Annotated in this window: 1 protein-coding gene and 1 pseudogene; both read left to right on the plus strand. The window is 70.7% G+C overall.

Features of this window, described 5'->3' with window-relative positions; translation table 11 throughout:
- Positions 1-531: 531 nt before the first annotated feature.
- The gene (locus tag ACZ8ZB_RS34445) at positions 532-19,848 is read left to right on the plus strand and encodes a non-ribosomal peptide synthase/polyketide synthase (protein WP_470741738.1); all 19,317 of its coding nucleotides are present in this window, start codon (positions 532-534) and stop codon (positions 19,846-19,848) included.
- Positions 19,845-25,997: pseudogene (locus tag ACZ8ZB_RS34450) on the plus strand (amino acid adenylation domain-containing protein); the annotation flags it as partial. The gene ACZ8ZB_RS34445 and the pseudogene ACZ8ZB_RS34450, both read left to right, overlap by 4 nt.
- Between the last annotated feature and the right edge of the window lie 70 nt (positions 25,998-26,067).

The following is a 26,067-nucleotide window of genomic DNA, read 5'->3' on the forward strand; positions in this document are numbered from 1 at the left end:
AAAGCGCGAGGAATCCAGTGCGTTCAAGCTGAACAATCACATATGCGTTGACAAGCGATTCGGCCGCCTTGTACGAGAAATCGGATGAGGCGGCCGAAGTGCGTGCGGAGGACGTTCAACTGGCGCCCAGGAGCGGTTGAACGAGACCGGGAACTCTCTGTGAGATGCGGGTTTCCGCTAGCCCTTCGAGCCGATCGCGGCGTGAAGGCGGACGATTGATCGCCGATGGGTGCTGGGTCATAGTGGTTCGCGCCAGCACGGGGGAGCGGCGCATCGAAAGGTTGTTCCCGGCGAATTCCCGTTCTTCGTAAGCAGTTTCCGCAGAAGTCCGCCAGAGCTCCTGCGGATCTTTATTGACCAGATTTACCCGGTGCACGCATTTGATTTCCCCAGGGTCGTACAGGGGCGTGCACACCACGCCGGCCTTGCTGCCGCACGGGACCTTTCCTCCGTGCGGGGCGAATGACGGCAGACGCTTGACAGTCAGCCTGTGCCGGCGTTGCGGCAGGGACGAAGCCAGGAAGGTTCCCGATGATTCCGTTGTCATTCGCGCAGCGTCGGTTGTGGTTCATCCAGCAACTGGAGGGCCCCAGCGCGACGTACAACATCCCGGTGTCCCTCCGCCTGACCGGCGCGGTGGACCGGGACGCGCTGGCAGCGGCGCTGCGGGACGTCCTGGCACGCCACGAGGTCCTGCGCACCACCTTCCGCGTCGAGGACGGCGAACCCCACCAGCACATCCACGAGATGGACGACCTGGACTGGGCCCTGGAGACGGTGGAACTCCCCGACACCGCGACCCCGGCGGACCTGGCCGGCGCGGTCGCCGGAGTCTTCGGGCACACCTTCGACCTCTCCGCCGAACTTCCCGTACGGGCCTGGCTGTTCTCGGCCGGACCCGACGAGCACGCCCTCGCGCTGCTCGTCCACCACATCGCGAGCGACGGCTGGTCCAAGCGTCCGCTCGCGCAGGACCTCTCCACCGCCTACGCGGCGCGGTGCGCGGGCGAGGCGCCCGCGTGGGAGCCGCTGCCGGTGCAGTACGCGGACTACGCGCTGTGGCAGCGAGAGCTCCTCGGCGACTCGGCGGACCCGGACAGCGTCGGATCCCGCCAGGTCGCCTTCTGGCGCGAGGCACTCGCCGACGCCCCCGAGGAACTGGCCCTGCCGTTCGACCACCCGCGCCCGCCCGTCCCCTCCCACCAGGGACTCAGCGCCCCCTTCACCGTCCCCGCCGACGTTCACGCACGCCTGCGGGACCTCGCGCGCGCCGAAGGCGTCACCACCTTCATGGCCCTCCAGGCCGTCCTCGCGATGACGCTGTCGAAGCTCGGCGCCGGTACCGACATCCCCGTCGGCACCGCGGTCGCCGGCCGCACCGACGTGGCCCTCAGAGACCTGGTCGGCTTCTTCGTCAACACGCTCGTCCTGCGGACGGATCTGTCCGGCGACCCGACCTTCCGTGAGGTCCTGAACCGGGTACGGGAGACGAGCCTGGCGGCGATGGCGCACCAGGACGTGCCGTTCGAGAAGCTGGTCGAGGAGCTGGCCCCGGCCCGTTCCCTGGCCCGCCACCCCCTCTTCCAGGTCATGCTCTCCGTCGACCACGCCACCCAGGCACAGATCGACCTCGGAGCGGTACGCGCCGGCTCGCTCGCCGACGTCGCCACCGACGACGTGACCGCCAACCTCAAGAAGATCGCGAAGTTCGACCTCGAGATCGCCGTCGACGAGCACGTCGACGCCGAAGGCGCTCCCGCGGGGCTGCACGGATCCGTGATCGTCGCCGCCGACCTGTTCGAGCAGGACACGGCCGCCCGCCTCGCCGAGCGGCTCGCCCGCGCCCTCACCGCGCTGGTCACCGACCCCGCCACCCGCCTCAGCGCCGTCGACGTGCTCACCGGGACCGAGCGCGACCTGCTCCTGCGCCAGTGGAACGCCACCACGACGGACGTCGAAGCCGCCCTCGTCCCCGACCTCTTCGAGGCACACGCGCAGCTGACCCCCGAGGCCGTCGCCGCGGTCTTCGAGGGCGCGGAACTCACGTACGCGGAGCTCGACACCCGCGCCAACCGCCTCGCCTACCACCTCCTCGGCCTCGGCGTCAGCAGCGAATCGGTCGTCGGCCTCTGCCTTCCCCGCGGCCTCGACATGCTCGTGGGCATCCTGGCCGTCTGGAAGGCCGGCGGCGCCTACGTACCGCTGGACCCGGAGCACCCCGAGGAGCGCCTGTCCTACATCCTCCGCGACAGCGGAGCCCGTGCCGTCGTCAGCACCCGCGACGCCGCCGAAGGCGCGGCCGCCCGGCTCGGCGTCGAACGCGTCGTCTGGCTCGACGACCCCGCCACCCTCACCGGCCTCGACCGCATGCCCGCCGTCGCCCCCTCCAGGCACACCACCCCCGCGAACCTCGCCTACGTGATTTACACGTCGGGTTCGACGGGTCGTCCGAAGGGTGTGGGGGTGGGGCATGGGGCGTTGGCGAATTTGGTGTCGGTGTTCGCTCCGTTGATGGGTGTGGGGCGTGGGGTTCGGGTGTTGCAGTTTGCTTCGTTCGGGTTTGACGCGTCGGTGCTGGATGTGGCGGTGACGTTGGCGTCGGGTGGTGGGCTGGTGGTGGCTTCGGCTGCTGAGCGGTCCGATCCGGTGTTGTTGCGGGGTTTGGTGGGGTCGGCGGGTGTGGTGTCGGCGAGTGTGGTGCCGTCGTTGCTGGCTGTGTTGGATCCGGGTGATCTGGCCGGTGTGGTGTCGATGGTGGTGGGTTCGGAGGGGATGGATCCGTCGTTGGCGCGTGTGTGGGCGTCGGGTCGTCGGTTGGTGCATGCGTATGGGCCGACTGAGGCGACGGTGATCTCCGCGGTGGGTGTGGTGGATCCGGATGGTGTGGGTGTGGTGCCGTTCGGTGGTCCGGTGGCCAATACGCGGATGTATGTGCTGGATGAGTTTTTGCGGCCTGTGGCTCCTGGTGTTGCGGGTGAGTTGTATGTGGGTGGTGTTCAGCTTGCGCGGGGTTATGTGGGTCGTGCGGGGCTGACGGCTGAGCGGTTTGTGGCTGATCCGTTTGGTGTGGGTGGTGGCCGGTTGTATCGCACGGGTGATGTGGTGCGGTGGACCGGTGGGGGTGAGCTGGTTTTCGTCGGGCGTGCTGATGATCAGGTGAAGGTGCGGGGTTTCCGTATTGAGCCTGGTGAGGTGCGTGCGGTGGTGGCGGGGTGCGTGGGTGTCGCGCAGGCCGCGGTCGTGGTTCGTGAGGACACGGCGGGTGATCCCCGGCTGGTTGCTTATGTGGTTGCCGACGGTGTTGGTGGTGCGGATCTGGATGTGGCCGGGCTGAAGGCTCGTGTGACGGGTTTCGTGTCGGAGCGGCTGCCGTCGTACATGGTTCCGTCGGCTGTCGTCGTTCTGGATGTCCTGCCGTTGACGGTGAACGGGAAGCTTGATGCGAGGGCGTTGCCGGCGCCGGAGTATGTGAGTGGGGGGCGTCGTCCCGCGACGGAGCGCGAGGAGCTGCTGTGTGGTGTCTTCGCGCAGGTCCTCGGCCTGCCCGAAGTGGGTGTGGATGACGACTTCTTCGCCCTCGGCGGCCACTCCCTCCTCGCCGTCCGCCTGGTCGAACGGCTCCGCGAACGCGGCCTGTCCGTCTCCGTACGCGCACTCTTCGAGACCCCGACCCCGGCCGGTCTCGCCGTCGCGACGAGCACGGCCCACACCGCCGTCCCCGAGAACCTCATCCCGGCCGGCGCCACCGAGATCACGCCGGACATGCTCCCGCTCGTCGACCTGACGACCGACGAACTGGCCCGGATCGTCACCTCCGTCGACGGCGGCGCCGCCAACATCGCGGACATCTACCCGCTCGCCCCCCTCCAGGAGGGCCTGCTCTTCCACCACCTCCTCAACGAGGGCGGCGACGACGCCTACGTGCTCCCGACCGTCATCGAGTTCGACTCCACCGAGCGCTTCGACAGCTTCCTGGCCGCGCTCCAGGCCGTCGTCGACCGCCACGACATCCTGCGTACGGCGATCATGTGGGAAGGCCTGCGCGAACCCGTCCAGGTCGTCCGGCGTCACGTCGCCCTGCCCGTCACCCACGTGACCCTCGACGCGGACACCGACGACCTCGTCGCCGCACTGGTCACGGCCGGCGGCACCACGATGGACCTGAGCCGCGCCCCCCTGATCACCCTGCACGTCACACCGACGGCGGACGGCAAGCGCCTCGCCCTGCTGCGCATGCACCACATGGTGCAGGACCACACGGCAAAGGAAGTCCTCCTCGACGAGGTCCAGGCCTTCCTCACGGGCCGCGGCCAGGACCTCCCCGACCCGCTGCCCTTCCGCAACTTCGTCGCCCAGGCCCGTACCGGCGTCGAAGAGGCCGCACACGAGCAGTACTTCGCCGAGCTGCTCGGCGACGTCACCGAGCCCACCGCCGCCTACGGCCTGGCCGACGTCCGCGGCGACGGCACCGGCATCACCCGAGGAGAACGGGAGTTCCGGCCCGCCCTCACCACCCGCCTCCGCGACGTGGCACGACGCCTCGGCGTCAGCCCCGCCCCCGTACTGCACGTGGCATGGGCACGCGTCCTCGCCGCGCTCAGCGGCCGCGAGGACGTCGTCTTCGGCACGGTGCTCTCCGGCCGCATGAACGCGGGCACCGGCTCCGACCGCGTCCCCGGCCCCTTCATGAACACCCTTCCCGTCCGGGTACGCACTGGGGAACTCGGCGCGCTCGAGTCCATCAAGGCCATGCGCGGCCAGCTCGCCCGCCTCATGGAGCACGAGCACGCCCCCCTGGCCGTGGCCCAGCGGGCCGGCGGACTGCCGGCCGACACCCCGGTCTTCACCTCCTTCTTCAACTACCGCCACGACACGGGCCGCAAGGACGACGGCGAGCACACGGTCGCGATCACCGGCATCCGCACCGTATGGACCCACGACCGCACCAACTACCCGCTGTCCGTGGCCGTCAACGACAACGGAGAGACCCTCACCCTCGTCGTCGACGCCATCACCCCCATCGCCCCGCACTCCGTGGCGGAACTGGTGCACAGGGCCGCCGAGCACCTGGTCTCCGCAGTGGAAAGCGCACTGTCCGACGGCACTGACCTGCCCCTCGCCTCCCTCGATGTCCTGGATTCCGATGAGCGTCGTCGTGTGTTGGTGGAGTGGAACGACACCGGGACGGATCTGGGTTCGGCGCTGGTGCCGGAGTTGTTTGCGGCGCAGGTGGTGAGGGCGCCGGATGCGGTGGCTGTGGTCGCGGGTGGGGCGGAGGTGTCGTTCGCGGAGCTGGATGTCCGGGTGGACCGGCTGGCCCGGTATCTGATCGGTCAGGGGGTTGGTGCGGAGTCGGTGGTGGGTGTCTGTCTGCCGCGTGGGGTTGATGCGGTGGTTGCGTTCCTGGCGGCGTGGCGTGCCGGTGCGGGTTATCTGCCGATCGATCCTGACTGTCCGGCGGAGCGGATCGGTTTCATGCTGGCCGACAGCGGGGCGGTGCTGACGCTGACGACGGAGGAGATCCTCGATGATCTCCCGGCGGGGCGGAACCGGTTCGTGGCCCTGGACAGCCCGCTGACGCAGATGCAGCTGACCTCGGCCGGCACGGACGCACCGGCCGCGGACAATGACCCCCAGTCGGTCGCGTATGTGATTTACACGTCGGGTTCGACGGGTCGTCCGAAGGGGGTGGCCGTCACCCACGAGGGCCTGGCGAACTATGTGGCGTGGGCTGTCGGCGCGTACGGGATGCGTGAGGGTGCGGGGGGTGCGCCGTTGCATTCCTCGCTCGCGTTCGACCTGACGGTGACCAGTGTCCTGGTGCCTTTGGTCGCGGGTTCGGCTGTCGTGGCCGACGGGCGGGGCGGTGCGGAGGGTCTTGCGGGCCTGGTCAGGGCGTCGGGCACGTTCGGTCTGGTCAAGGCGGTCCCCGCCCATCTGCCGCTCCTGTCGGAGATGCTCACCACCGGGCAGGCGGCCGCTTCGGCCCGTACGTGGGTCGTGGGTGGGGAGGCGCTTTCGGGGGCGGTCGTCCGGGACTGGCTGGCCCGGGCTCCTCGGTCGGTGATCGTCAATGAGTACGGTCCGACGGAGACGGTCGTGGGCTGCTGTGTGTATGAGGTGTCGGCGGGGCGGAGTGTCGGGGACACGGTGCCGATCGGCCGTCCAATCGCCAACACCCGCCTGTATGTCCTGGACGGCCGTATGCGGCCGGTCGCTCCGGGTGTCGCCGGCGAGCTGTACATCGCGGGCGTCCAGCTGGCTCGCGGCTATGTGAGGCGTCCCGGTCTGACGGCCGAGCGGTTCGTGGCGAACCCGTACGGGGCCGGTGAGCGGTTGTACCGCACGGGCGACATGGCCCGCTGGACCAGGGAGGGCCTCCTGGAGTACCTGGGCCGTGTGGACGAGCAGGTCAAGGTCCGTGGTTTCCGTATCGAACCGGGCGAGGTCCAGGCGGTGGTCGCCGCGCATCCCGGCATCGCCCAGGCGGCTGTCATCGCCCGCGAGGACACCCCGGGAGACACCCGCCTCGTCGCCTACGCCGTCCCCACCGACCCCGACGAAACCGACGACGAACTCGCCGCATCCGTAATCGAGTTCGTCCGAGGACGCCTGCCCGAGTACATGGTGCCGTCCGCGGTCGTCGTCCTCGACGCGCTCCCGCTGACCGCCAACGGCAAGCTCGACCGCAAGAACCTCCCCGCACCGGGCAACGCGCACACCGGCGGCTCCGGCCGGGGTCCCGAGAGCCGTGAGGAGGAGGTCCTCTGCGAGGCCTTCGCCCAGGTTCTCGGCCTCGGCCAGGTCGGCGTCGACGAGAGCTTCTTCGCCCTCGGCGGCCACTCCCTCCTCGCCGTCCGCCTCGTCAGCCGTGTCCGTGCCGCGCTCGGTGTCGAACTGGACCTGGCGACGCTCTTCGAGGTGCCGACGGTCGCCGGCCTCGCGGCCCGGCTGGGTCTGGCCGGTGCCGCGCGCACCGGACTCGCCCCCATGCCGCGCCCCGAGCGCACCCCGCTGTCGTACGCCCAGCAACGCCTTTGGTTCATCGGCAAGTTGGAGGGCTCGAACACCGGATACAACGTCCCCGTCGCGCTCCGCCTGACCGGCGCGGTGGACCGGGACGCGCTGGCCGCGGCCCTGCGGGACGTCCTGGAGCGGCACGAGGTCCTGCGTACCGTGTTCCCCGTCACCGACGGCGAGCCGTACCAGCGGGTCATTCCCATGGAGGAGCTGACCTGGCAGTTGCCGCTCGTCGAGGTCGCCGCCGACGACCTGCCGGACGCGGTCGCCACCGCGGGCGAGTACGCCTTCGACCTCTCCACCGAAATACCCTTCCGTGCCTGGCTGTTCTCGGTCGGACCCGACGAGCAGTTCCTCGTCGTGGTGATGCACCACATCGCGAGCGACGGCTGGTCCAAGCGTCCGCTCGCGCAGGACCTCTCCACCGCCTACGCGGCGCGGTGCGCGGGCGAGGCGCCCGCGTGGGAGCCGCTGCCGGTGCAGTACGCGGACTACGCGCTGTGGCAGCGAGAGCTCCTCGGCGACTCGGCGGACCCGGACAGCGTCGGATCCCGCCAGGTCGCCTTCTGGCGCGAGGCACTGGCAGGTGCCCCGGAGGAGCTGACGCTCCCCGCCGACCACCGCCGCCCCGCCGTCTCCACCGACCGGGGCCACCGCATCCCGGTGACCGTCCCGGCCGACGTCCACGCACGGCTGCGGGACTTGGCACAGGCCGAAGGCGTCACCACCTTCATGGTGCTCCAGGCCGCCAGCGCCGTACTCCTCGCGAAGCTGGGCGCGGGCACCGACATCCCGATCGGCTCGGCGAACGCCGGCCGCACGGACGAGGCCCTCGACGACCTGGTCGGCTTCTTCGTCAACACGCTCGTCCTGCGGACGGATCTGTCCGGCGACCCGACCTTCCGTGAGGTCCTGAACCGGGTACGGGAGACGAGCCTGGCGGCGATGGCGCACCAGGACGTGCCGTTCGAGAAGCTGGTCGAGGAGCTGGCCCCGGCCCGTTCCCTGGCCCGCCACCCCCTCTTCCAGGTCATGCTCTCCCTGGAGAACAACGCCGAGGCGGTCCTCGACCTGCCCGGCCTGCACACCCCGCCGGCCGCCGCACGACCGGCCGGCCCCGTCGAGGCCGCGGCCAAGTTCGACCTGGCCTTCCAGATCACCGAGACCGCCGACACCGACGGAACCCCCGGCGGACTGCACGGCAGCGTGGTGGCGGCCGCCGACCTGTTCGAGCAGGACTCGGCCGGCCGGATCGCCGAACGCTGGACGCGCGTCCTCGCCGCCCTGGTCGCCGAGCCCGCCACTCGCCTCAGCGCGGTCGACGTACTCGACGCACCCGAGCGCGACCTGCTCCTGAACGACTGGAACGACACCGCCACGACCGTCGCGCCCACCACCGTGCCGGAGCTCTTCGCGGCCCACGCCGCAAGCACCCCGGACGAGGTCGCGGTGATCGCGGGCGGCGTCGAGCTCACGTACGCGGAGCTCGACGCCCGAGCCAACCGCCTCGCGCACTTCCTGATCCAGCGGGGCATCGGCGCCGAATCCGTCGTCGGCCTCAGCTTCGGCCGCGACGAGCAGATGATCGTCGCCGTCCTGGCGACCTGGAAGGCCGGAGCCGCCTACCTGCCCATCGACCCCGAGCACCCCGCCGACCGCAAGGCGTACCTGATCGCCGACAGCGGCGCCGCCCTCGTGCTCACCACCGAAGAGGCCCTGCCCGGCCTCCCCGTGGACCGCGCGCCGGTCGCCGTCGTGGACGCCCCCGAGCTGCGCGCCGCACTCGACTCCGCACCGGACACGGCCCCCGAGGCCACCTACGCGGACACCGGCCTCGCCTACGTGATTTACACGTCGGGTTCGACGGGGCGTCCGAAGGGTGTGGGGGTGGGTCATGGGGCGTTGGCGAATTTGGTGTCGGTGTTCGCTCCGTTGATGGGTGTGGGGCGTGGGGTTCGGGTGTTGCAGTTTGCTTCGTTCGGGTTTGACGCGTCGGTGCTGGATGTGGCGGTGACGTTGGCGTCGGGTGGTGGGCTGGTGGTGGCTTCGGCTGCTGAGCGGTCCGATCCGGTGTTGTTGCGGGGTTTGGTGGGGTCGGCGGGTGTGGTGTCGGCGAGTGTGGTGCCGTCGTTGCTGGCTGTGTTGGATCCGGGTGATCTGGCCGGTGTGGTGTCGATGGTGGTGGGTTCGGAGGGGATGGATCCGTCGTTGGCGCGTGTGTGGGCGTCGGGTCGTCGGTTGGTGCATGCGTATGGGCCGACTGAGGCGACGGTGATCTCCGCGGTGGGTGTGGTGGATCCGGATGGTGTGGGTGTGGTGCCGTTCGGTGGTCCGGTGGCCAATACGCGGATGTATGTGCTGGATGAGTTTTTGCGGCCTGTGGCTCCTGGTGTTGCGGGTGAGTTGTATGTGGGTGGTGTTCAGCTTGCGCGGGGTTATGTGGGTCGTGCGGGGCTGACGGCTGAGCGGTTTGTGGCTGATCCGTTTGGTGTGGGTGGTGGCCGGTTGTATCGCACGGGTGATGTGGTGCGGTGGACCGGTGGGGGTGAGCTGGTTTTCGTCGGGCGTGCTGATGATCAGGTGAAGGTGCGGGGTTTCCGTATTGAGCCTGGTGAGGTGCGTGCGGTGGTGGCGGGGTGCGTGGGTGTCGCGCAGGCCGCGGTCGTGGTTCGTGAGGACACGGCGGGTGATCCCCGGCTGGTTGCTTATGTGGTTGCCGACGGTGTTGGTGGTGCGGATCTGGATGTGGCCGGGCTGAAGGCTCGTGTGACGGGTTTCGTGTCGGAGCGGCTGCCGTCGTACATGGTTCCGTCGGCTGTCGTCGTTCTGGATGTCCTGCCGTTGACGGTGAACGGGAAGCTTGATGCGAGGGCGTTGCCGGCGCCGGAGTATGTGAGTGGGGGGCGTCGTCCCGCGACGGAGCGCGAGGAGCTGCTGTGTGGTGTCTTCGCGCAGGTCCTCGGCCTGCCCGAAGTGGGTGTGGATGACGACTTCTTCGCCCTCGGCGGCCACTCCCTCCTCGCCGTCCGCCTGATCAGCCGCATCCGTACGGTCCTCGACATCGAGGTCCCGCTGCGCACCCTCTTCGAAGCGCCGACCGTCGCCGCCCTCGCGAGCCGGCTCGCCGGTGCCAGGAGTGCACGGCCGGCCCTGCGCCCGGACACACGTCCCGAACGCATCCCGCTCTCCTCCGCCCAGCAGCGCCTGTGGTTCATCAGCCAGCTGGAGGGCCCCAGCGCCACCTACAACGTGCCCGTCTCCCTGCGCCTCTCGGGCGGAGTCGACCGCGAAGCGCTCAGAGCGGCCCTGCGCGACGTGATCGGCCGCCATGAGGTCCTGCGTACGGTCTTCGAGGTCGCCGACGGCCAGCCCTACCAGCGGGTCCTGGACCTGGAGGACCTGGCCTGGGAGCTGTCGGCCGCCGAGGTGACACCAGCGGACCTGCCCGCGGCGATCAGAGAGGCGGAGAAGTACGCCTTCGATCTCTCCGTCGAGGCCCCGATCCGCACCTGGCTGTTCGACGCCGGTCCGGACGAGCAGGTCCTCGTGGTCGTCGTCCACCACATCGCCGGAGACGGCTGGTCCATGGGCCCCCTCGCCCGTGACGTCTCGGCCGCCTACGCGGCGCGCCGCGAGGGCCGCGCCCCCCAGTGGGAGCCGCTGCCGGTGCAGTACGCCGACTACGCGCTGTGGCAGCGTCAGCTGCTCGGCGACGAGAACGACGAGGACAGCCTCATCTCCCAGCAGGTCTCCTACTGGCGCGAGGCACTCGCGGACGCCCCCGTGGAGCTGGACCTGCCCTTCGACCGGCCGCGCCCCGCGGTCGCGTCCCACCTGGGCCACAGCGTGCCGCTGAACGTGCCCGCCGAGGTGCACCAGCGGCTCGCCGCGGTGGCGCGGACCGAGGGCGTGACCACGTTCATGGTCCTCCAGGCCGCCCTGGCCATGCTGCTCTCCAAGCTGGGCGCGGGCACCGACATCCCGATCGGCTCGGCGAACGCCGGCCGCACGGACGAGGCCCTCGACGACCTCGTCGGCTTCTTCATCAACACCCTGGTCGTCCGCGCGGATCTGTCCGGCGATCCGACCTTCCGTGAGGTCCTGAACCGGGTACGGGAGACGAGCCTGGCGGCGATGGCGCACCAGGACGTGCCGTTCGAGAAGCTCGTCGAGGAGCTGGCCCCGGCCCGCTCCCTGGCCCGCCACCCCCTCTTCCAGACGGTCCTCACCCTCCAGAACACCATCGACGCGGTCCTCGACCTGCCCGGCGTACGGGCGGGCGCGGCAGCCGCGGACGACGAAGCGACGTCGGGCCGAACGGCCGTGAAGTTCGACCTCGACGTCATAGTCGCCGAGGTCTTTGACGCCCACGGCGCCCCGGCGGGTCTGGGCGGCTCGGTCACCGTGGCCGCCGACCTGTTCGACCCGGAGTGGGCGGGCCGCATCGCCGCCGCCTGGACGACCCTCCTGGAGGCGCTGCCCCAGGACCCGGGTCGCCGCCTGAGCGAGGTCGGCATTCTGTCGGATGAGGAGCGGCACCGGGTCCTGACCGTCTGGAACGACACGTCGGCCGACGGCCGGCCGGGCCTGGTCCATGAGCGGTTCGAGGCACGTGCGGCCGCCGCTCCCGAGGCGAAGGCTCTCGTCGCTGAGGGGGCGGCGGTCTCGTACGCCGAACTGGACGCGCGGGCCAACCGCATCGCCCACTACCTCACCGGCCAGGGCGTCGGTCCGGAGTCGGTGGTGGGCCTGTGCCTGCCGCGCGGCGCCGACATGATCGCGACCATTCTCGGCACGTGGAAGGTCGGAGCCGCCTACCTGCCCATCGACCCGGCGCAGCCCACGGACCGGATCGCGTACATGCTCCGCGACAGCCGCGCCGCGCTGGTCCTGACCACCGAGGAGATCCTCGACGAACTGCCCGCGGGCCGTTCGCGTCTGGTGGCGATCGACGACACCTTCGTCGAGATGCAGCTCGCCGCGGCCTCGGCCCAGAGCCCCGGGCGTTTCGTCGATCCGCGGTCCCTGGCGTATGTGATCTACACGTCGGGTTCGACCGGCCGGCCCAAGGGCGTCGCCGTCACCCATGGTGGCCTGGCGAACTACACGGCCTCGGTCCCCGGCCGTCTCGGCTTCGGCGGCGAGGGCGCCCGCTATGCGCTGCTCCAGGCGCAGGCGACCGACCTCGGCAACACGGTGGTCTTCGCCAGCCTCGCCACCGGCGGTGAACTCCACATCCTGGACGAGAGCGCGGTCACCGACCCGGAACTGGTCGCCGCCTACCTTGCCGAGCACGGGATCGACCACTTCAAGATCGTTCCCTCGCATCTGGCCGCGCTGACGGCGGCGGGCATCGAGGCCGTACTGCCCGCGCAGTCCGTGGTCCTCGGCGGCGAGGCCGCGTCCACCCCGTGGCTGCGGGAACTCCTCACGGCCGCCGGCGAGCGCGCGATCCACAACCACTACGGCCCCACCGAAACGACGATCGGCATCGCCACCACGAGGCTGACGGCCGAGGGGATCGCGGGAGGGGTCGTCCCCGTCGGCACCCCCATCGCCAACACCCGCTTCTACATCCTGGACGACCGCCTGAACCTGGTTGTGCCGGGCGCCGCCGGTGAGCTGTACGTCTCCGGTGCCGGCGTGGCGCGCGGATATGTGGGCCGGGAGGCGTTGACCGCCGAGCGGTTCGTCGCCAACCCGTACGAGACCGGACAGCGCATGTACCGCACGGGTGACCGCGTGAAGTGGACGGCGGACGGCCGGGTCGTCTTCCTCGGCCGGGCCGACGACCAGGTCAAGATCCGCGGCTACCGCATCGAACCGGGCGAGGTCCAGGGGGTGATCGCCGCCCACCCGCTGGTGGACCAGGCCGCCGTCGTCGCCCGCGAGGACACCCCCGGCGACCGCAGGCTCGTCGCCTACGTCGTCGCCGACGACCTGGAGCCCGACGAGAAGGCCGGGCTCACCACGTCGCTGAAGGAGTTCGCGGCGCAGCGGCTTCCGGAGCACATGGTCCCCTCGGCGGTCGTCGTCCTGGACGCCCTGCCGCTGACCGGCAACGGCAAACTCGACCGCAAGGCCCTGCCCGCACCCGACTACTCCTCGTCGCTCGCTTCGGGCGGCCGACGGGCGGAGACCCTGCAGGAGGAGATCCTCTGCCTGGCCTTCGCCGAAGTCCTCGGACTGCCCGAGGTCGGCGTGGACGACGACTTCTTCGAGCTCGGCGGCCACTCCCTCCTCGCCGTCCGCCTCGTCAGCCGCATCCGTTCCGTCCTCGGCGTCGAGGTCGAGATCCGGGCGCTGTTCGAGGCCCCGACGGTGGCCGGACTCGCCGCCGGCCTGACTGGTGCCGAGCAGGCCCGACTGGCCCTGAAGGCGGGTGAGCGTCCGGAGCGCGTACCGCTCTCCTTCGCCCAGCGCCGCCTGTGGTTCATCGGCCAGCTGGAGGGCCCGAACGCGGCCTACAACGTCCCGGTAGCCCTACGCCTCGACGGCGACGTCGACCACAAGGCCCTGGAGGCCGCCCTGCGGGACGTGATCGAGCGCCACGAGGTGCTGCGTACCGTCTTCGAGGTCGCCGACGGCGAGCCGTACCAGCGGATCGTCTCCGTCGACGAGCTGGAGTGGACCCTGCCCCTGGCGGAGGTCGCTCCGGAGGAGCTCGCCGACGCGGTCGCCGCAGCGGCCGGGCACGCCTTCGACCTCGCGGTCGAGATCCCCTTCCGAGCCTCGCTGTTCACCGCCGGAGAGAACGACCGCGTGCTCGTCGTCGCGATGCACCACATCGCGAGCGACGGCTGGTCCAAGCGCCCGCTGGCACGCGACCTGTCGGCCGCCTACGCGGCGCGCCGCGAGGGCCGTGCCCCCGTGTGGAAGCCGCTGCCGGTGCAGTACGCCGACTACGCGCTCTGGCAGCGCGAGCTGCTCGGCGACGAGAACGACGAGGACAGCCTCATCTCCCGGCAGGTCGCCTACTGGCGGCGGACGCTGGCGGACGCACCCGAGGAGCTTCAGCTCCCGGTTGACCGCGTGCGGCCGACGAAGCCCTCGCACCGCGGCCACAACGCCGCCCTGACCGTGCCCGCCGACGCGCACGCCCGCCTCGTGGAGGTGGCGCGGGCCGAGGGCGTGACCACGTTCATGGTGCTGCAGGCCGCCCTCGCGATGCTCCTGTCGAAGCTGGGCGCGGGCACCGACATCCCGATCGGCTCGGCGAACGCCGGCCGCACGGACGAGGCCCTCGACGACCTCGTCGGCTTCTTCGTCAACACCCTCGTCATCCGCACCGACCTGTCCGGCGACCCGACCTTCCGCGAGGTTCTCGGCCGCGTCCGCGAGACGAGCCTGTCCGCCTTCGCCCACCAGGATGTGCCGTTCGAGCGGCTCGTCGAGGAACTGGCCCCGAGCCGGTCGATGGCCCGGCACCCGCTGTTCCAGGTGATGCTCCAGGTGCAGAACAACGCCGAAGCCGCCCTCGACCTCGACGGTGTACGGACCGGGGGCATTGCGGCCGGTGCCGCCACCTCGGTGGCGAAGTTCGACCTGGACGCCTCGGTGATCGAGACCGTCGACGAGAACGGAGCCCCGGCAGGCCTGCGCGGCTCCGTGGTCGCCTCCGTCGACCTCTTCGACGCGGAGACCACCGAGCGGCTCGTGGCGCGCTGGGCGCGGGCCATCGAGCAGCTCGCCGCAGACCCGCAGCTCCGCCTGAGCGCCCTGGACGTCCTAGACGAGACCGAGCGTGAGCGGCTCCTCGCCGAGTGGAACGGCACGGCGGTCGAGATGCCGGCTGGTTCGCTGCCGGAGCTGTTCGAGGCGCAGGTGGCGCGGTCGCCGGAGGCGGTGGCTGTCGTTTCGGGTGGGGTGGAGGTTTCGTATGCGGATCTGGAGGCCCGTGCGAACCGGCTGGCCCGCTACTTGGTGGCTCAGGGGGTGGGTCCGGAGTCGTTCGTGGGTGTCTGCCTGGAGCGTGGTGTCGAGACGGTGGTGGCGCTGCTTGCGGTGCTGAAGTCGGGCGGCGGGTATCTGCCGATCGACCCGGCCTATCCGGCCGGCCGGATCGCGTACATGCTCGGTGACGCGAAGCCGACGGTGGTGCTGACCTCGGCGAGCACGTCGGCGGCCGTCCCGCAGTCGGATGCGACCGTCCTGGTCCTGGACGAGCTCGACCTCGCCGGACTTGAGGCCGCCCCCCTGGGTGTGGATATCCGTCCCGAGCATCCGGCGTACGTGATCTATACGTCGGGTTCGACGGGCCGTCCGAAGGGTGTCGTGGTGGAGCACCGGTCGGTGGCGGGCCTGATGGGCTGGGCGGCGGCGGAGTTCGGCGGGGAGGACTTCCGCCGGGTCCTGGTGTCCACGTCCTTCAACTTCGACGTCTCGGTCTTCGAGCTTTTCGGTCCGCTGGTGTCCGGCGGCACGGTGGAAGTGGTGCGCGATCTCCTCGCCCTGGCCGACGCGGAGGCTTCGGTCGGTGACGTCAGCCTGGTCAGCGGCGTACCCTCGGCTTTCGCCCAGATGGTGGCCGCGGGTGAGATCCATGCCCGTCCCAGGACCGTTGTGCTGGCGGGTGAGGCGCTCACGGCGGATGCCGTCGCGGGCATCCGCACGGCGATCCCGGGAGCCCGGGTCGCGAACATCTACGGTCCCACCGAGGCGACGGTCTACTCGACGGCCTGGTACGCGGATGCCGAGGTGGACGGGATCGTGCCGATCGGTCGTCCGGTCTCCAACGCCCGGGTCTATGTCCTGGACGGCAGCCTCGCCCCGGTCCCGGTGGGTGTTGCCGGTGACTTGTATATCGCGGGTGCGGGTCTGGCCCGTGGTTATCTGGGCCGTCCGGAGCTGACGGGTGAACGTTTCGTTGCGGACCCGTTCTCGTGCGACGGCGGCCGTCTTTACCGCACCGGCGATGTCGTCCGCTGGAACACGGGCGGTCAGCTCGAGTACCTCGGCCGCGCCGACGAGCAGGTCAAGATCCGGGGTTTTCGCATCGAACTCGGAGAGGTCCAGGCGGTCCTGGCCGGCCACCCGCTGGTCGCCCAGGCCGTGGTCGTGGCCCGTGAGGACGTGCCGGGGGACAAGCGCCTGGTCGCCTACGTCGTCCCGAACGACACCACGCCGTCAGCCGCCGCCGAACTGCCCACTCATATCGCCGCCCTCGCGGCCGACCGCCTGCCGACGTACATGGTCCCGTCGGCTGTCGTGGTCCTCGACCGGCTCCCGCTGAACGTCAACGGCAAGCTCGACCGCAAGGCCCTGCCGGCTCCCGAGTACGTCACCGGCGCCGTGGGCCGTGGTCCGGCCACGCTCCGCGAGGAGCTTTTGTGTGGTGTCTTCGCGCAGGTCCTCGGGCTGCCCGAGGTCGGTGTGGATGACGACTTCTTCGCTCTGGGCGGTCACTCCCTGCTCGCCGTCCGCCTGATCAGCCGGGTGCGTACGGTCCTCGGTGTCGAGGTTCCGCTGCGTGCCCTGTTCGACACCCCGAGTGTCGCCGGTCTCGCGGCCGGGCTGGCGGACGCCGGACAGGCCCGGCTGGCCCTGACCTCCGGCAACCGCCCGGAGAGGGTGCCGCTCTCCTTCGCCCAGCAGCGCCTGTGGTTCATCGGCCAGCTGGAGGGCCCCAGCGCGACCTACAACATCCCGTTCGTGCTGCGGATGGGCAGTGAGATCGACCGGGACGCGCTCGCCCTGGCCTTCCGTGACGTGGTCGGCCGGCACGAGGTCCTGCGGACCGTCTTCCCGACGGCCGAGAACGGTGAGCCGTACCAGAACGTCATCGAGCCCGCCGATCTCGACTGGCAGCTGAACGTCGTCGACACGGAGCCCGCGGCGCTCGACGTCGCGGTCGCGGAGGCGGAGGCGTACGCCTTCGACCTCTCCGTCGAGGTGCCGATCCGGGCCACTCTCTTCGAGGCCGGTCCTGGTGAGCGGGTGCTGGTCGTGGTGCTGCATCACATCGCGGGTGATGGATGGTCGACGGCTCCGCTGGCCCGGGACCTGTCCATGGCGTATGCGGCGCGAAGCGCCGGTCAGACGCCGGAGTGGACGCCGCTGCCGGTCCAGTACGCGGACTACGCGCTGTGGCAGCGCGAGCTGCTCGGCGACGAGAGTGATCCCGGCAGTGTGATGTCGCGTCAGATGGCCTACTGGCGTGAGGCGTTGGCCGGTTCTCCGGAGGAGCTGGAGCTGCCTTTCGACCGTTCGCGTGCGGCGGTGGCGTCGCATCGTGGGCACCGGGTGCCGGTGGAGATCCCGGCCGAGGTCCACGCCCGTCTTGTCGAGGTGGCGCGGGCCGAGGGGGTGACTCCCTTCATGGTGCTGCAGGCTGCCCTTGCGATGCTCCTGTCGAAGCTGGGCGCGGGCACCGACATTCCGATCGGTTCGGCGAACGCCGGCCGTACGGACGAGGCCCTGGATGATCTGGTGGGCTTCTTCATCAACACCCTTGTGATCCGTACTGATCTGTCGGGTGACCCGACGTTCCGTGAGGTTCTGGGACGGGTGCGGGAGGTCAGTCTTTCGGCTCTGGCGCATCAGGAGGTGCCGTTCGAGCGGCTGGTGGAGGAGCTGGCGCCGAGTCGGTCGATGGCCCGGCATCCGTTGTTCCAGGTCCAGCTGGACCTGCAGAACAACACCGACGCCGTCCTCGACCTCCCCGGTGCACGGGCCGGTGGAGTCCCGGTCGCGAAGGCGGTCGCCAAGTTCGACCTGGAGGTCCGGCTCTCCGAGACCTTCGACGGCCAGGGCACCCCGGCGGGCGTCCGGGGCTCGGTAATCGCCGCGGCCGACCTCTTCGACCCGGAGACGGCCGAGGCTCTGAGCGTGCGACTGACCCGTGCACTCGGACACCTGGTCACCGAACCCCTGACCCGTCTCAGCGACCTCGATGTCCTGGATTCCGATGAGCGTCGTCGTGTGTTGGTGGAGTGGAACGACACCGGGACGGATCTGGGTTCGGGGCTGGTGCCGGAGCTGTTTGCGGCGCAGGTGGTGAGGACGCCGGATGCGGTGGCTGTGGTCGCGGGTGGGGCGGAGGTGTCGTTCGCGGAGCTGGATGTCCGGGTGGACCGGCTGGCCCGGTATCTGATCGGTCAGGGGGTTGGTGCGGAGTCGGTGGTGGGTGTCTGTCTGCCGCGTGGGGTTGATGCGGTGGTTGCGTTCCTGGCGGCGTGGCGTGCCGGTGCGGGTTATCTGCCGATCGATCCTGACTGTCCGGCGGAGCGGATCGGTTTCATGCTGGCCGACAGCGGGGCGGTGCTGACGCTGACGACGGAGGAGATCCTCGATGATCTCCCGGCGGGGCGGAACCGGTTCGTGGCCCTGGACAGCCCGCTGACGCAGATGCAGCTGACCTCGGCCGGCACGGACGCACCGGCCGCGGACAATGACCCCCAGTCGGTCGCGTATGTGATTTACACGTCGGGTTCGACGGGTCGTCCGAAGGGGGTGGCCGTCACCCACGAGGGCCTGGCGAACTATGTGGCGTGGGCTGTCGGCGCGTACGGGATGCGTGAGGGTGCGGGGGGTGCGCCGTTGCATTCCTCGCTCGCGTTCGACCTGACGGTGACCAGTGTCCTGGTGCCTTTGGTCGCGGGTTCGGCTGTCGTGGCCGACGGGCGGGGCGGTGCGGAGGGTCTTGCGGGCCTGGTCAGGGCGTCGGGCACGTTCGGTCTGGTCAAGGCGGTCCCCGCCCATCTGCCGCTCCTGTCGGAGATGCTCACCACCGGGCAGGCGGCCGCTTCGGCCCGTACGTGGGTCGTGGGTGGGGAGGCGCTTTCGGGGGCGGTCGTCCGGGACTGGCTGGCCCGGGCTCCTCGGTCGGTGATCGTCAATGAGTACGGTCCGACGGAGACGGTCGTGGGCTGCTGTGTGTATGAGGTGTCGGCGGGGCGGAGTGTCGGGGACACGGTGCCGATCGGCCGTCCAATCGCCAACACCCGCCTGTATGTCCTGGACGGCCGTATGCGGCCGGTCGCTCCGGGTGTCGCCGGTGAGCTGTACATCGCGGGCGTCCAGCTGGCTCGCGGCTATGTGAGGCGTCCCGGTCTGACGGCCGAGCGGTTCGTGGCGAACCCGTACGGGTCCGGTGAGCGGTTGTACCGCACGGGCGACATGGCCCGCTGGACCAGGGAGGGCCTCCTGGAGTACCTGGGCCGTGTGGACGAGCAGGTCAAGGTCCGTGGTTTCCGTATCGAACCGGGCGAGGTCCAGGCGGTGGTCGCCGCGCATCCCGGCATCGCCCAGGCGGCTGTCATCGCCCGCGAGGACACCCCGGGAGACACCCGCCTCGTCGCCTACGCCGTCCCCACCGACCCCGACGAAACCGACGACGAACTCGCCGCATCCGTAATCGAGTTCGTCCGAGGACGCCTGCCCGAGTACATGGTGCCGTCCGCGGTCGTCGTCCTCGACGCGCTTCCGCTGACCGCCAACGGCAAGCTCGACCGCAAGAACCTCCCCGCACCGGACTACGCCGATGCGGCGGGCTCGGGCCGAGGCCCCCAGAGCCATGAGGAAGAGGTCCTCTGCGAGGCCTTCGCCCAGGTCCTGGGCGTCCCTGAGGTCGGTGTGCACGACGACTTCTTCGCCCTCGGCGGCCACTCCCTCCTCGCCGTCCGCCTCGTCAACCGGATCAGGACGGTGCTCGGCATCGAGGTGGAGATCGCCGCGTTCTTCGACGCACCCACGGTGGCGGGCCTCGCGGCCCAGCTCGGACACCCCGGACACGTCGGACAGCCCGAACATCCCGAACAGTCCCGACCCGTGAAAACAACCCGCCCGGCGTTGCAGCCGATGCGCCGCAACCAGGAGGAGTCCCGATGATCCCGTTGTCCTTCGCGCAGCGGCGGCTGTGGTTCATCAGTCGGCTGGAAGGCCCGAGCGCGACCTACAACGTCCCGGTCGTCCTGCGACTGCCGGCCGACGTGCGCCCCGACGCGCTCGACGCCGCCCTGCGGGACGTGATCGGCCGCCACGAGGTCCTGCGCACCGTCATCGACATCGTCGACGGCGAGCCGTACCAGCGGATCCTCTCCCCCGACGAGCTGGACTGGGCGCTGACGGTGACAGAGGTCGCCCAGGCAGAGCTGTCCGGGGCGATCGACGAGGCCGGGCGGTACGTGTTCGACCTCGGCGCCGAACCGCCGATCAGGGCAGGGCTGTTCCGGACCCCGGACGAGCAGGTCCTTGTCGTGGTGATGCACCACATCGCCAGCGACGGCTGGTCGGAGGGCCCGCTCACCCGGGACCTGACGACCGCCTACGAGGCCCGCGTCGACGGCCGAGCTCCCGCCTGGGAGCCGCTGCCGGTCCAGTACGCCGACTACGCGCTCTGGCAGCGTCAGCTGCTCGGCGACGGGAACGACCCCGACAGCGTGATGTCCCGGCAGACCTCCTACTGGCGTGAGGCACTCGCGGACGTTCCCGAGGAGCTGGAGCTCCCCACGGACCGCCCCCGGCCGCCGGTGGCCTCCCACCGAGGGCACATCGTCCCGCTGAGCGTCCCCGCCGAGGTGCACCAGCGGCTCGCCGCGGTGGCGCGGACCGAGGGCGTGACCACGTTCATGGTCCTCCAGGCCGCCCTGGCCACCCTGCTCTCCAAGCTCGGCGCGGGCACCGACATCCCCATCGGCACGGCGGTCGCGGGCCGTACGGACGAGGCCCTCGACGACCTCGTCGGCTTCTTCGTCAACACCCTCGTCCTGCGCACCGACCTGACCGGCGACCCCACGTTCCGCGAGGTGCTCGCTCAGGTCCGCAGGACCGTCCTGTCCGCCTTCAAGCACCAGGACGTCCCGTTCGAGAAGCTCGTCGAGGAGCTCGCCCCGGCCCGCTCCCTCGCCCGCCACCCCCTCTTCCAGGTCATGCTGACCGTCCAGAACAACCAGCGGACCGTCGTCGACCCGGCCACGGCCACGGCCACGATCGACGACCGCGAAGTCGGCACCAGATCCGCCAAGTTCGACCTCGACGTCTCCGTCCGCGAGCTCTTCGACGCGAAGGGCGCCCCGGCGGGCCTGCGCGGCTCGCTGACGGTCGCCGCCGACCTGTTCGACGTGGCCTCGGCCGCACGCCTCGCCGCCCGACTCGGACAGGTCCTCGACCAGGCGACCGCCGACCCCGGCCGTACGCTCGCCTCGATCCGGACCCTCGCGGAGGACGAGCGCCGCCAGGTGCTGACCGACTGGAACGCCACTTCCTCCGACAAGCCTGCCACCCCGGTGCACGAGCTCTTCGAGCAGTGGGCGGACCGCACCCCCGACGCGGTGGCCCTCACCGCCGACGGCACGGACATCTCGTACGCCGAACTGGAGGTGCGGGCCAACCGCATCGCCCACTACCTCACCGGCCAGGGCGTCGGTCCGGAGTCGGTGGTGGGCCTGTGCCTGCCGCGCGGCACCGACATGATCGCGACCATCCTCGGCACGTGGAAGGCCGGAGCCGCCTACCTGCCCATCGACCCGGCGCAGCCCACGGACCGGATCGCGTACCTCCTGCGCGACAGCCGTGCCGCGCTGGTCCTGACCACCGAGGACCTCTTCGACGAACTGCCCGCCGGCCGTTCGCGCCTGGTGGCCCTCGACGACACCTTCGTCGAGATGCAGATCACCACCGCGTCGCCGGAGCGCCCCGAGCGTGAGGTCGCGCCGCAGTCCCTGGCGTACGTGATCTACACGTCGGGTTCGACCGGCCGGCCCAAGGGCGTCGCCGTCACCCATGGTGGCCTGGCGAACTACACGGCCTCGGTCCCCGGCCGTCTCGGCTTCGGCGGCGAGGGCGCCCGCTATGCGCTGCTCCAGGCGCAGGCGACCGACCTCGGCAACACGGTGGTCTTCGCCAGCCTCGCCACCGGCGGTGAACTCCACATCCTGGACGAGAGCGCGGTCACCGACCCGGAACTGGTCGCCGCCTACCTCGCCGAGCACGGGATCGACCACTTCAAGATCGTTCCCTCGCATCTGGCCGCGCTGACGGCGGCGGGCATCGAGGCCGTACTGCCCGCGCAGTCCGTGGTCCTCGGCGGCGAGGCCGCGTCCACCCCGTGGCTGCGGGAACTCCTCACGGCCGCCGGCGAGCGCGCGATCCACAACCACTACGGCCCCACCGAAACGACGATCGGCATCGCCACCACGAGGCTGACGGCCGAGGGGATCGCGGGAGGGGTCGTCCCCGTCGGCACCCCCATCGCCAACACCCGCTTCTATTTGCTCGATTCCCGTCTCCAGCCGGTCCCGGTCGGTGTGACGGCCGACCTGTACGTCTCCGGCGCCGGCCTCGCTCGTGGATACGTCGGCCGCGAAGCCCTCACCGCCGAGCGGTTCGTCGCCAACCCGTACGAGACCGGACAGCGCATGTACCGCACGGGTGACCGCGTGAAGTGGACGGCGGACGGCCGGGTCGTCTTCCTCGGCCGGGCCGACGACCAGGTCAAGATCCGCGGCTACCGCATCGAACCGGGCGAGGTCCAGGGGGTGATCGCCGCCCACCCGCTGGTGGACCAGGCCGCCGTCGTCGCCCGCGAGGACACCCCCGGCGACCGCAGGCTCGTCGCCTACGTCGTCGCCGACGACCTGGAGCCCGACGAGAAGGCCGGGCTCACCACGTCGCTGAAGGAGTTCGCGGCGCAGCGGCTTCCGGAGCACATGGTCCCCTCGGCGGTCGTCGTCCTGGACGCCCTGCCGCTGACCGGCAACGGCAAACTCGACCGCAAGGCCCTGCCCGCACCCGAGTACGCCACCGGCAGCGGACGTGCCCCGTCCAACGCCCGCGAGGAGATCCTCTGCGCGGCCTTCGCCGAACTCCTGGGGCTCGACGCAGCAGGATCCGGAACCGGCGTCGGCGTGGACGACGACTTCTTCCGCCTCGGCGGCCACTCGCTCCTCGCGATCCGCCTGGTCGAGCTGCTGCGCCGACAGGGCCTCACGGTCTCCGCGCGGGCGCTGTTCCAGACGCCGACCCCGGCCGGTCTCGCGGCCTCGGCGGGCGCCGAGCAGATCGCCGCGCCCGAGAACCTCATCCCCGCCGACGCCACCGAGATCACGCCCGGCATGCTGCCGCTCGTCGACCTTACCCCCGACGAGATCGCGGCCGTGGCCGCCACGGTCACGGGCGGCGCGGCGAACATCGCCGACATCTACCCGCTGGCCCCGCTCCAGGAAGGCCTGCTCTTCCACCGCCTCCTCGCCGAAGGAGGGGACGACGCCTACGTCCTGCCGACGGTCGTCGAGTTCGACACCCGCGCCCGGCTCGACGCCTTCCTCGACGCGCTGCAGAACGTCCTGGACCGGCACGACATCTTCCGCACGTCGATCGTGTGGGACGGCCTGCGCGAGCCGGTCCAGGTCGTGTGGCGCCACGCCATCCTGCCCGTCACCGACGTCGCTCTCGACGCGGACGGCACCGACCCGGTCGCCGCCCTCGTCGCGGCCGGCGGCTACGCGATGGACCTTGGTGAAGCCCCTCTGATCCGGATCCACGTGGCCGCCGTCCCCGGCGCAGAGCGATGGCTGGCCCTGGTGCGGGTCCACCACATGGTCCGCGACCACACAGCTCTCGACATCCTCATGGAGGAGGTGCGGGCGTTCCTGGAGGGCCGGGGCGCGGACCTCCAGGACCCGCTGCCGTTCCGCACCTTCGTGGCGCAGACACGCGGCGGCGCCGCCGACCGCTCGGCGTACGAACGCTACTTCGCCGACCTCCTCGGCGACGTCACCGAACCGACGGCCGCCTTCGGCGTCGCGGACGTACGAGGCGACGGCGCGGACTCGTCGCGCCAGGTCGTCCCCTTCGGCGACGGGCTGACGGATCGGATCCGGCGGGTCTCCCGCCGCCTGGGCGCCAGCCCCGCCACGCTGCTGCACCTGGCGTGGGCGCGCGTCCTCGCCGCGGTCAGCGGCCGTGAGGACGTGGTATTCGGGACGATCCTCTTCGGCCGGATGAACGCCGGCGCCGGCTCCGACCGGGTCCCGGGCCCGTTCCTCAACACGCTCCCGGTCCGGGTCCGTACGGACCGCCTCGGCGTCCTCGAAGCGGTCACCGCGATGCGCGGCCAACTGGCCGAGCTCCTGGAGCACGAACACGCGCCGCTTACCGTGGCGCAGCAGGCCAGCGGCATACCGACCGGTGCCCCGCTCTTCACAGCCCTCTTCAACTACCGCCACAACAAGGCGAACAGCACGACCGAAGCCCAGGCGCAGCCCCAGGCCCCGCGCAACGAGCAGCTCGACGGCATCAAGACCGTCTTCTCCCACGAGCGGACCAACTACCCCCTGCTCGTCTCGGTCGACGACAACGGCGACGGCCTCTGGGTCGCCGTGGACGCGGTCGCGCCGATCGACCCGCGCGGAGTCGGCGAGTTCGTCCGCACGGCGGCCGGAAACCTGGTCACGGCCCTCGAATCCGCCCTCGACCACGACGAGGACGTGCCGCTTCGCTCCGTCCAGGTCCTGGACGAGACGAGGCTGCGCCAGGTGCTGACCGAGTGGAACGACTCGACGGCCGACTTCCCCGGCGACGCCACAGTGGTCGGTCTCTTCGAGGCGCAGGTGGCGCGGTCGCCGGAGGCGGTGGCTGTCGTTTCGGGTGGGGTGGAGGTTTCGTATGCGGATCTGGAGGCCCGTGCGAACCGGCTGGCCCGCTACTTGGTGGCTCAGGGGGTGGGTCCGGAGTCGTTCGTGGGTGTCTGCCTGGAGCGTGGTGTCGATGCGGTTGTGGCGCTGCTTGCGGTGCTGAAGTCGGGCGGCGGGTATCTGCCGATCGACCCGGCCTATCCGGCCGGCCGGATCGCGTACATGCTCGGTGACGCGAAGCCGACGGTGGTGCTGACCTCGACGGGCACGTCGGCGGCCGTCCCGCAGTCGGATGCGACCGTCCTGGTCCTGGACGAGCTCGACCTGACCGCCCTCGCGACCGGCCCGCTGGGCGCGCGTGTCCGTCCCGAGCACCCGGCGTACGTGATCTACACGTCGGGTTCGACGGGCCGCCCGAAGGGCGTCGTGGTGGAGCACCGGTCGGTGGCGGGCCTGATGGGCTGGGCGGCGGCGGAGTTCGGCGGGGAGGACTTCCGCCGGGTCCTGGTGTCCACGTCCTTCAACTTCGACGTCTCGGTCTTCGAGCTTTTCGGTCCGCTGGTGTCCGGCGGCACGGTGGAAGTGGTGCGCGATCTCCTCGCCCTGGCCGACGCGGAGGCTTCGGTCGGTGACGTCAGTCTGGTCAGCGGTGTGCCGTCGGCCTTTACGCAGATGGTGGCCGCGGGTGAGATCGATGCCCGTCCCAGGACCGTTGTGCTGGCGGGTGAGGCGCTCACGGCGGATGCCGTCGCGGGCATCCGCGCGGCGGTCCCGGGAGCCCGGGTCGCGAACATCTACGGTCCCACCGAGGCGACGGTCTACTCGACGGCCTGGTACGCGGATGCCGAGGTGGACGGGATCGTGCCGATCGGTCGTCCGGTCTCCAACGCCCGGGTCTATGTCCTGGACGGCAGCCTCGCCCCGGTCCCGGTGGGTGTTGCCGGTGACTTGTATATCGCGGGTGCGGGTCTGGCCCGTGGTTATCTGGGCCGTCCGGAGCTGACGGGTGAACGTTTCGTTGCGGACCCGTTCTCGTGCGACGGCGGCCGTCTTTACCGCACCGGCGATGTCGTCCGCTGGAACACGGGCGGTCAGCTCGAGTACCTCGGCCGCGCCGACGAGCAGGTCAAGATCCGGGGTTTTCGCATCGAACTCGGAGAGGTCCAGGCGGTCCTGGCCGGCCACCCGCTGGTCGCCCAGGCCGTGGTCGTGGCCCGTGAGGACGTGCCGGGGGACAAGCGCCTGGTCGCCTACGTCGTCCCGAACGACACCACGCCGTCAGCCGCCGCCGAACTGCCCACTCATATCGCCGCCCTCGCGGCCGACCGCCTGCCGACGTACATGGTCCCGTCGGCTGTCGTGGTCCTCGACCGGCTCCCGCTGAACGTCAACGGCAAGCTCGACCGCAAGGCCCTGCCGGCTCCCGAGTACGTCACCGGCGCCGTGGGCCGTGGTCCGGCCACGCTCCGCGAGG

This window comes from Streptomyces sp. 12E, from assembly GCF_055633275.1.

Bases quoted from the DNA above. Each gene is read 5' to 3' on its own strand.
- ACZ8ZB_RS34445 (WP_470741738.1), top strand. From the start codon at position 532: ATGATTCCGTTGTCATTCGCGCAGCGTCGGTTGTGGTTCATCCAGCAA.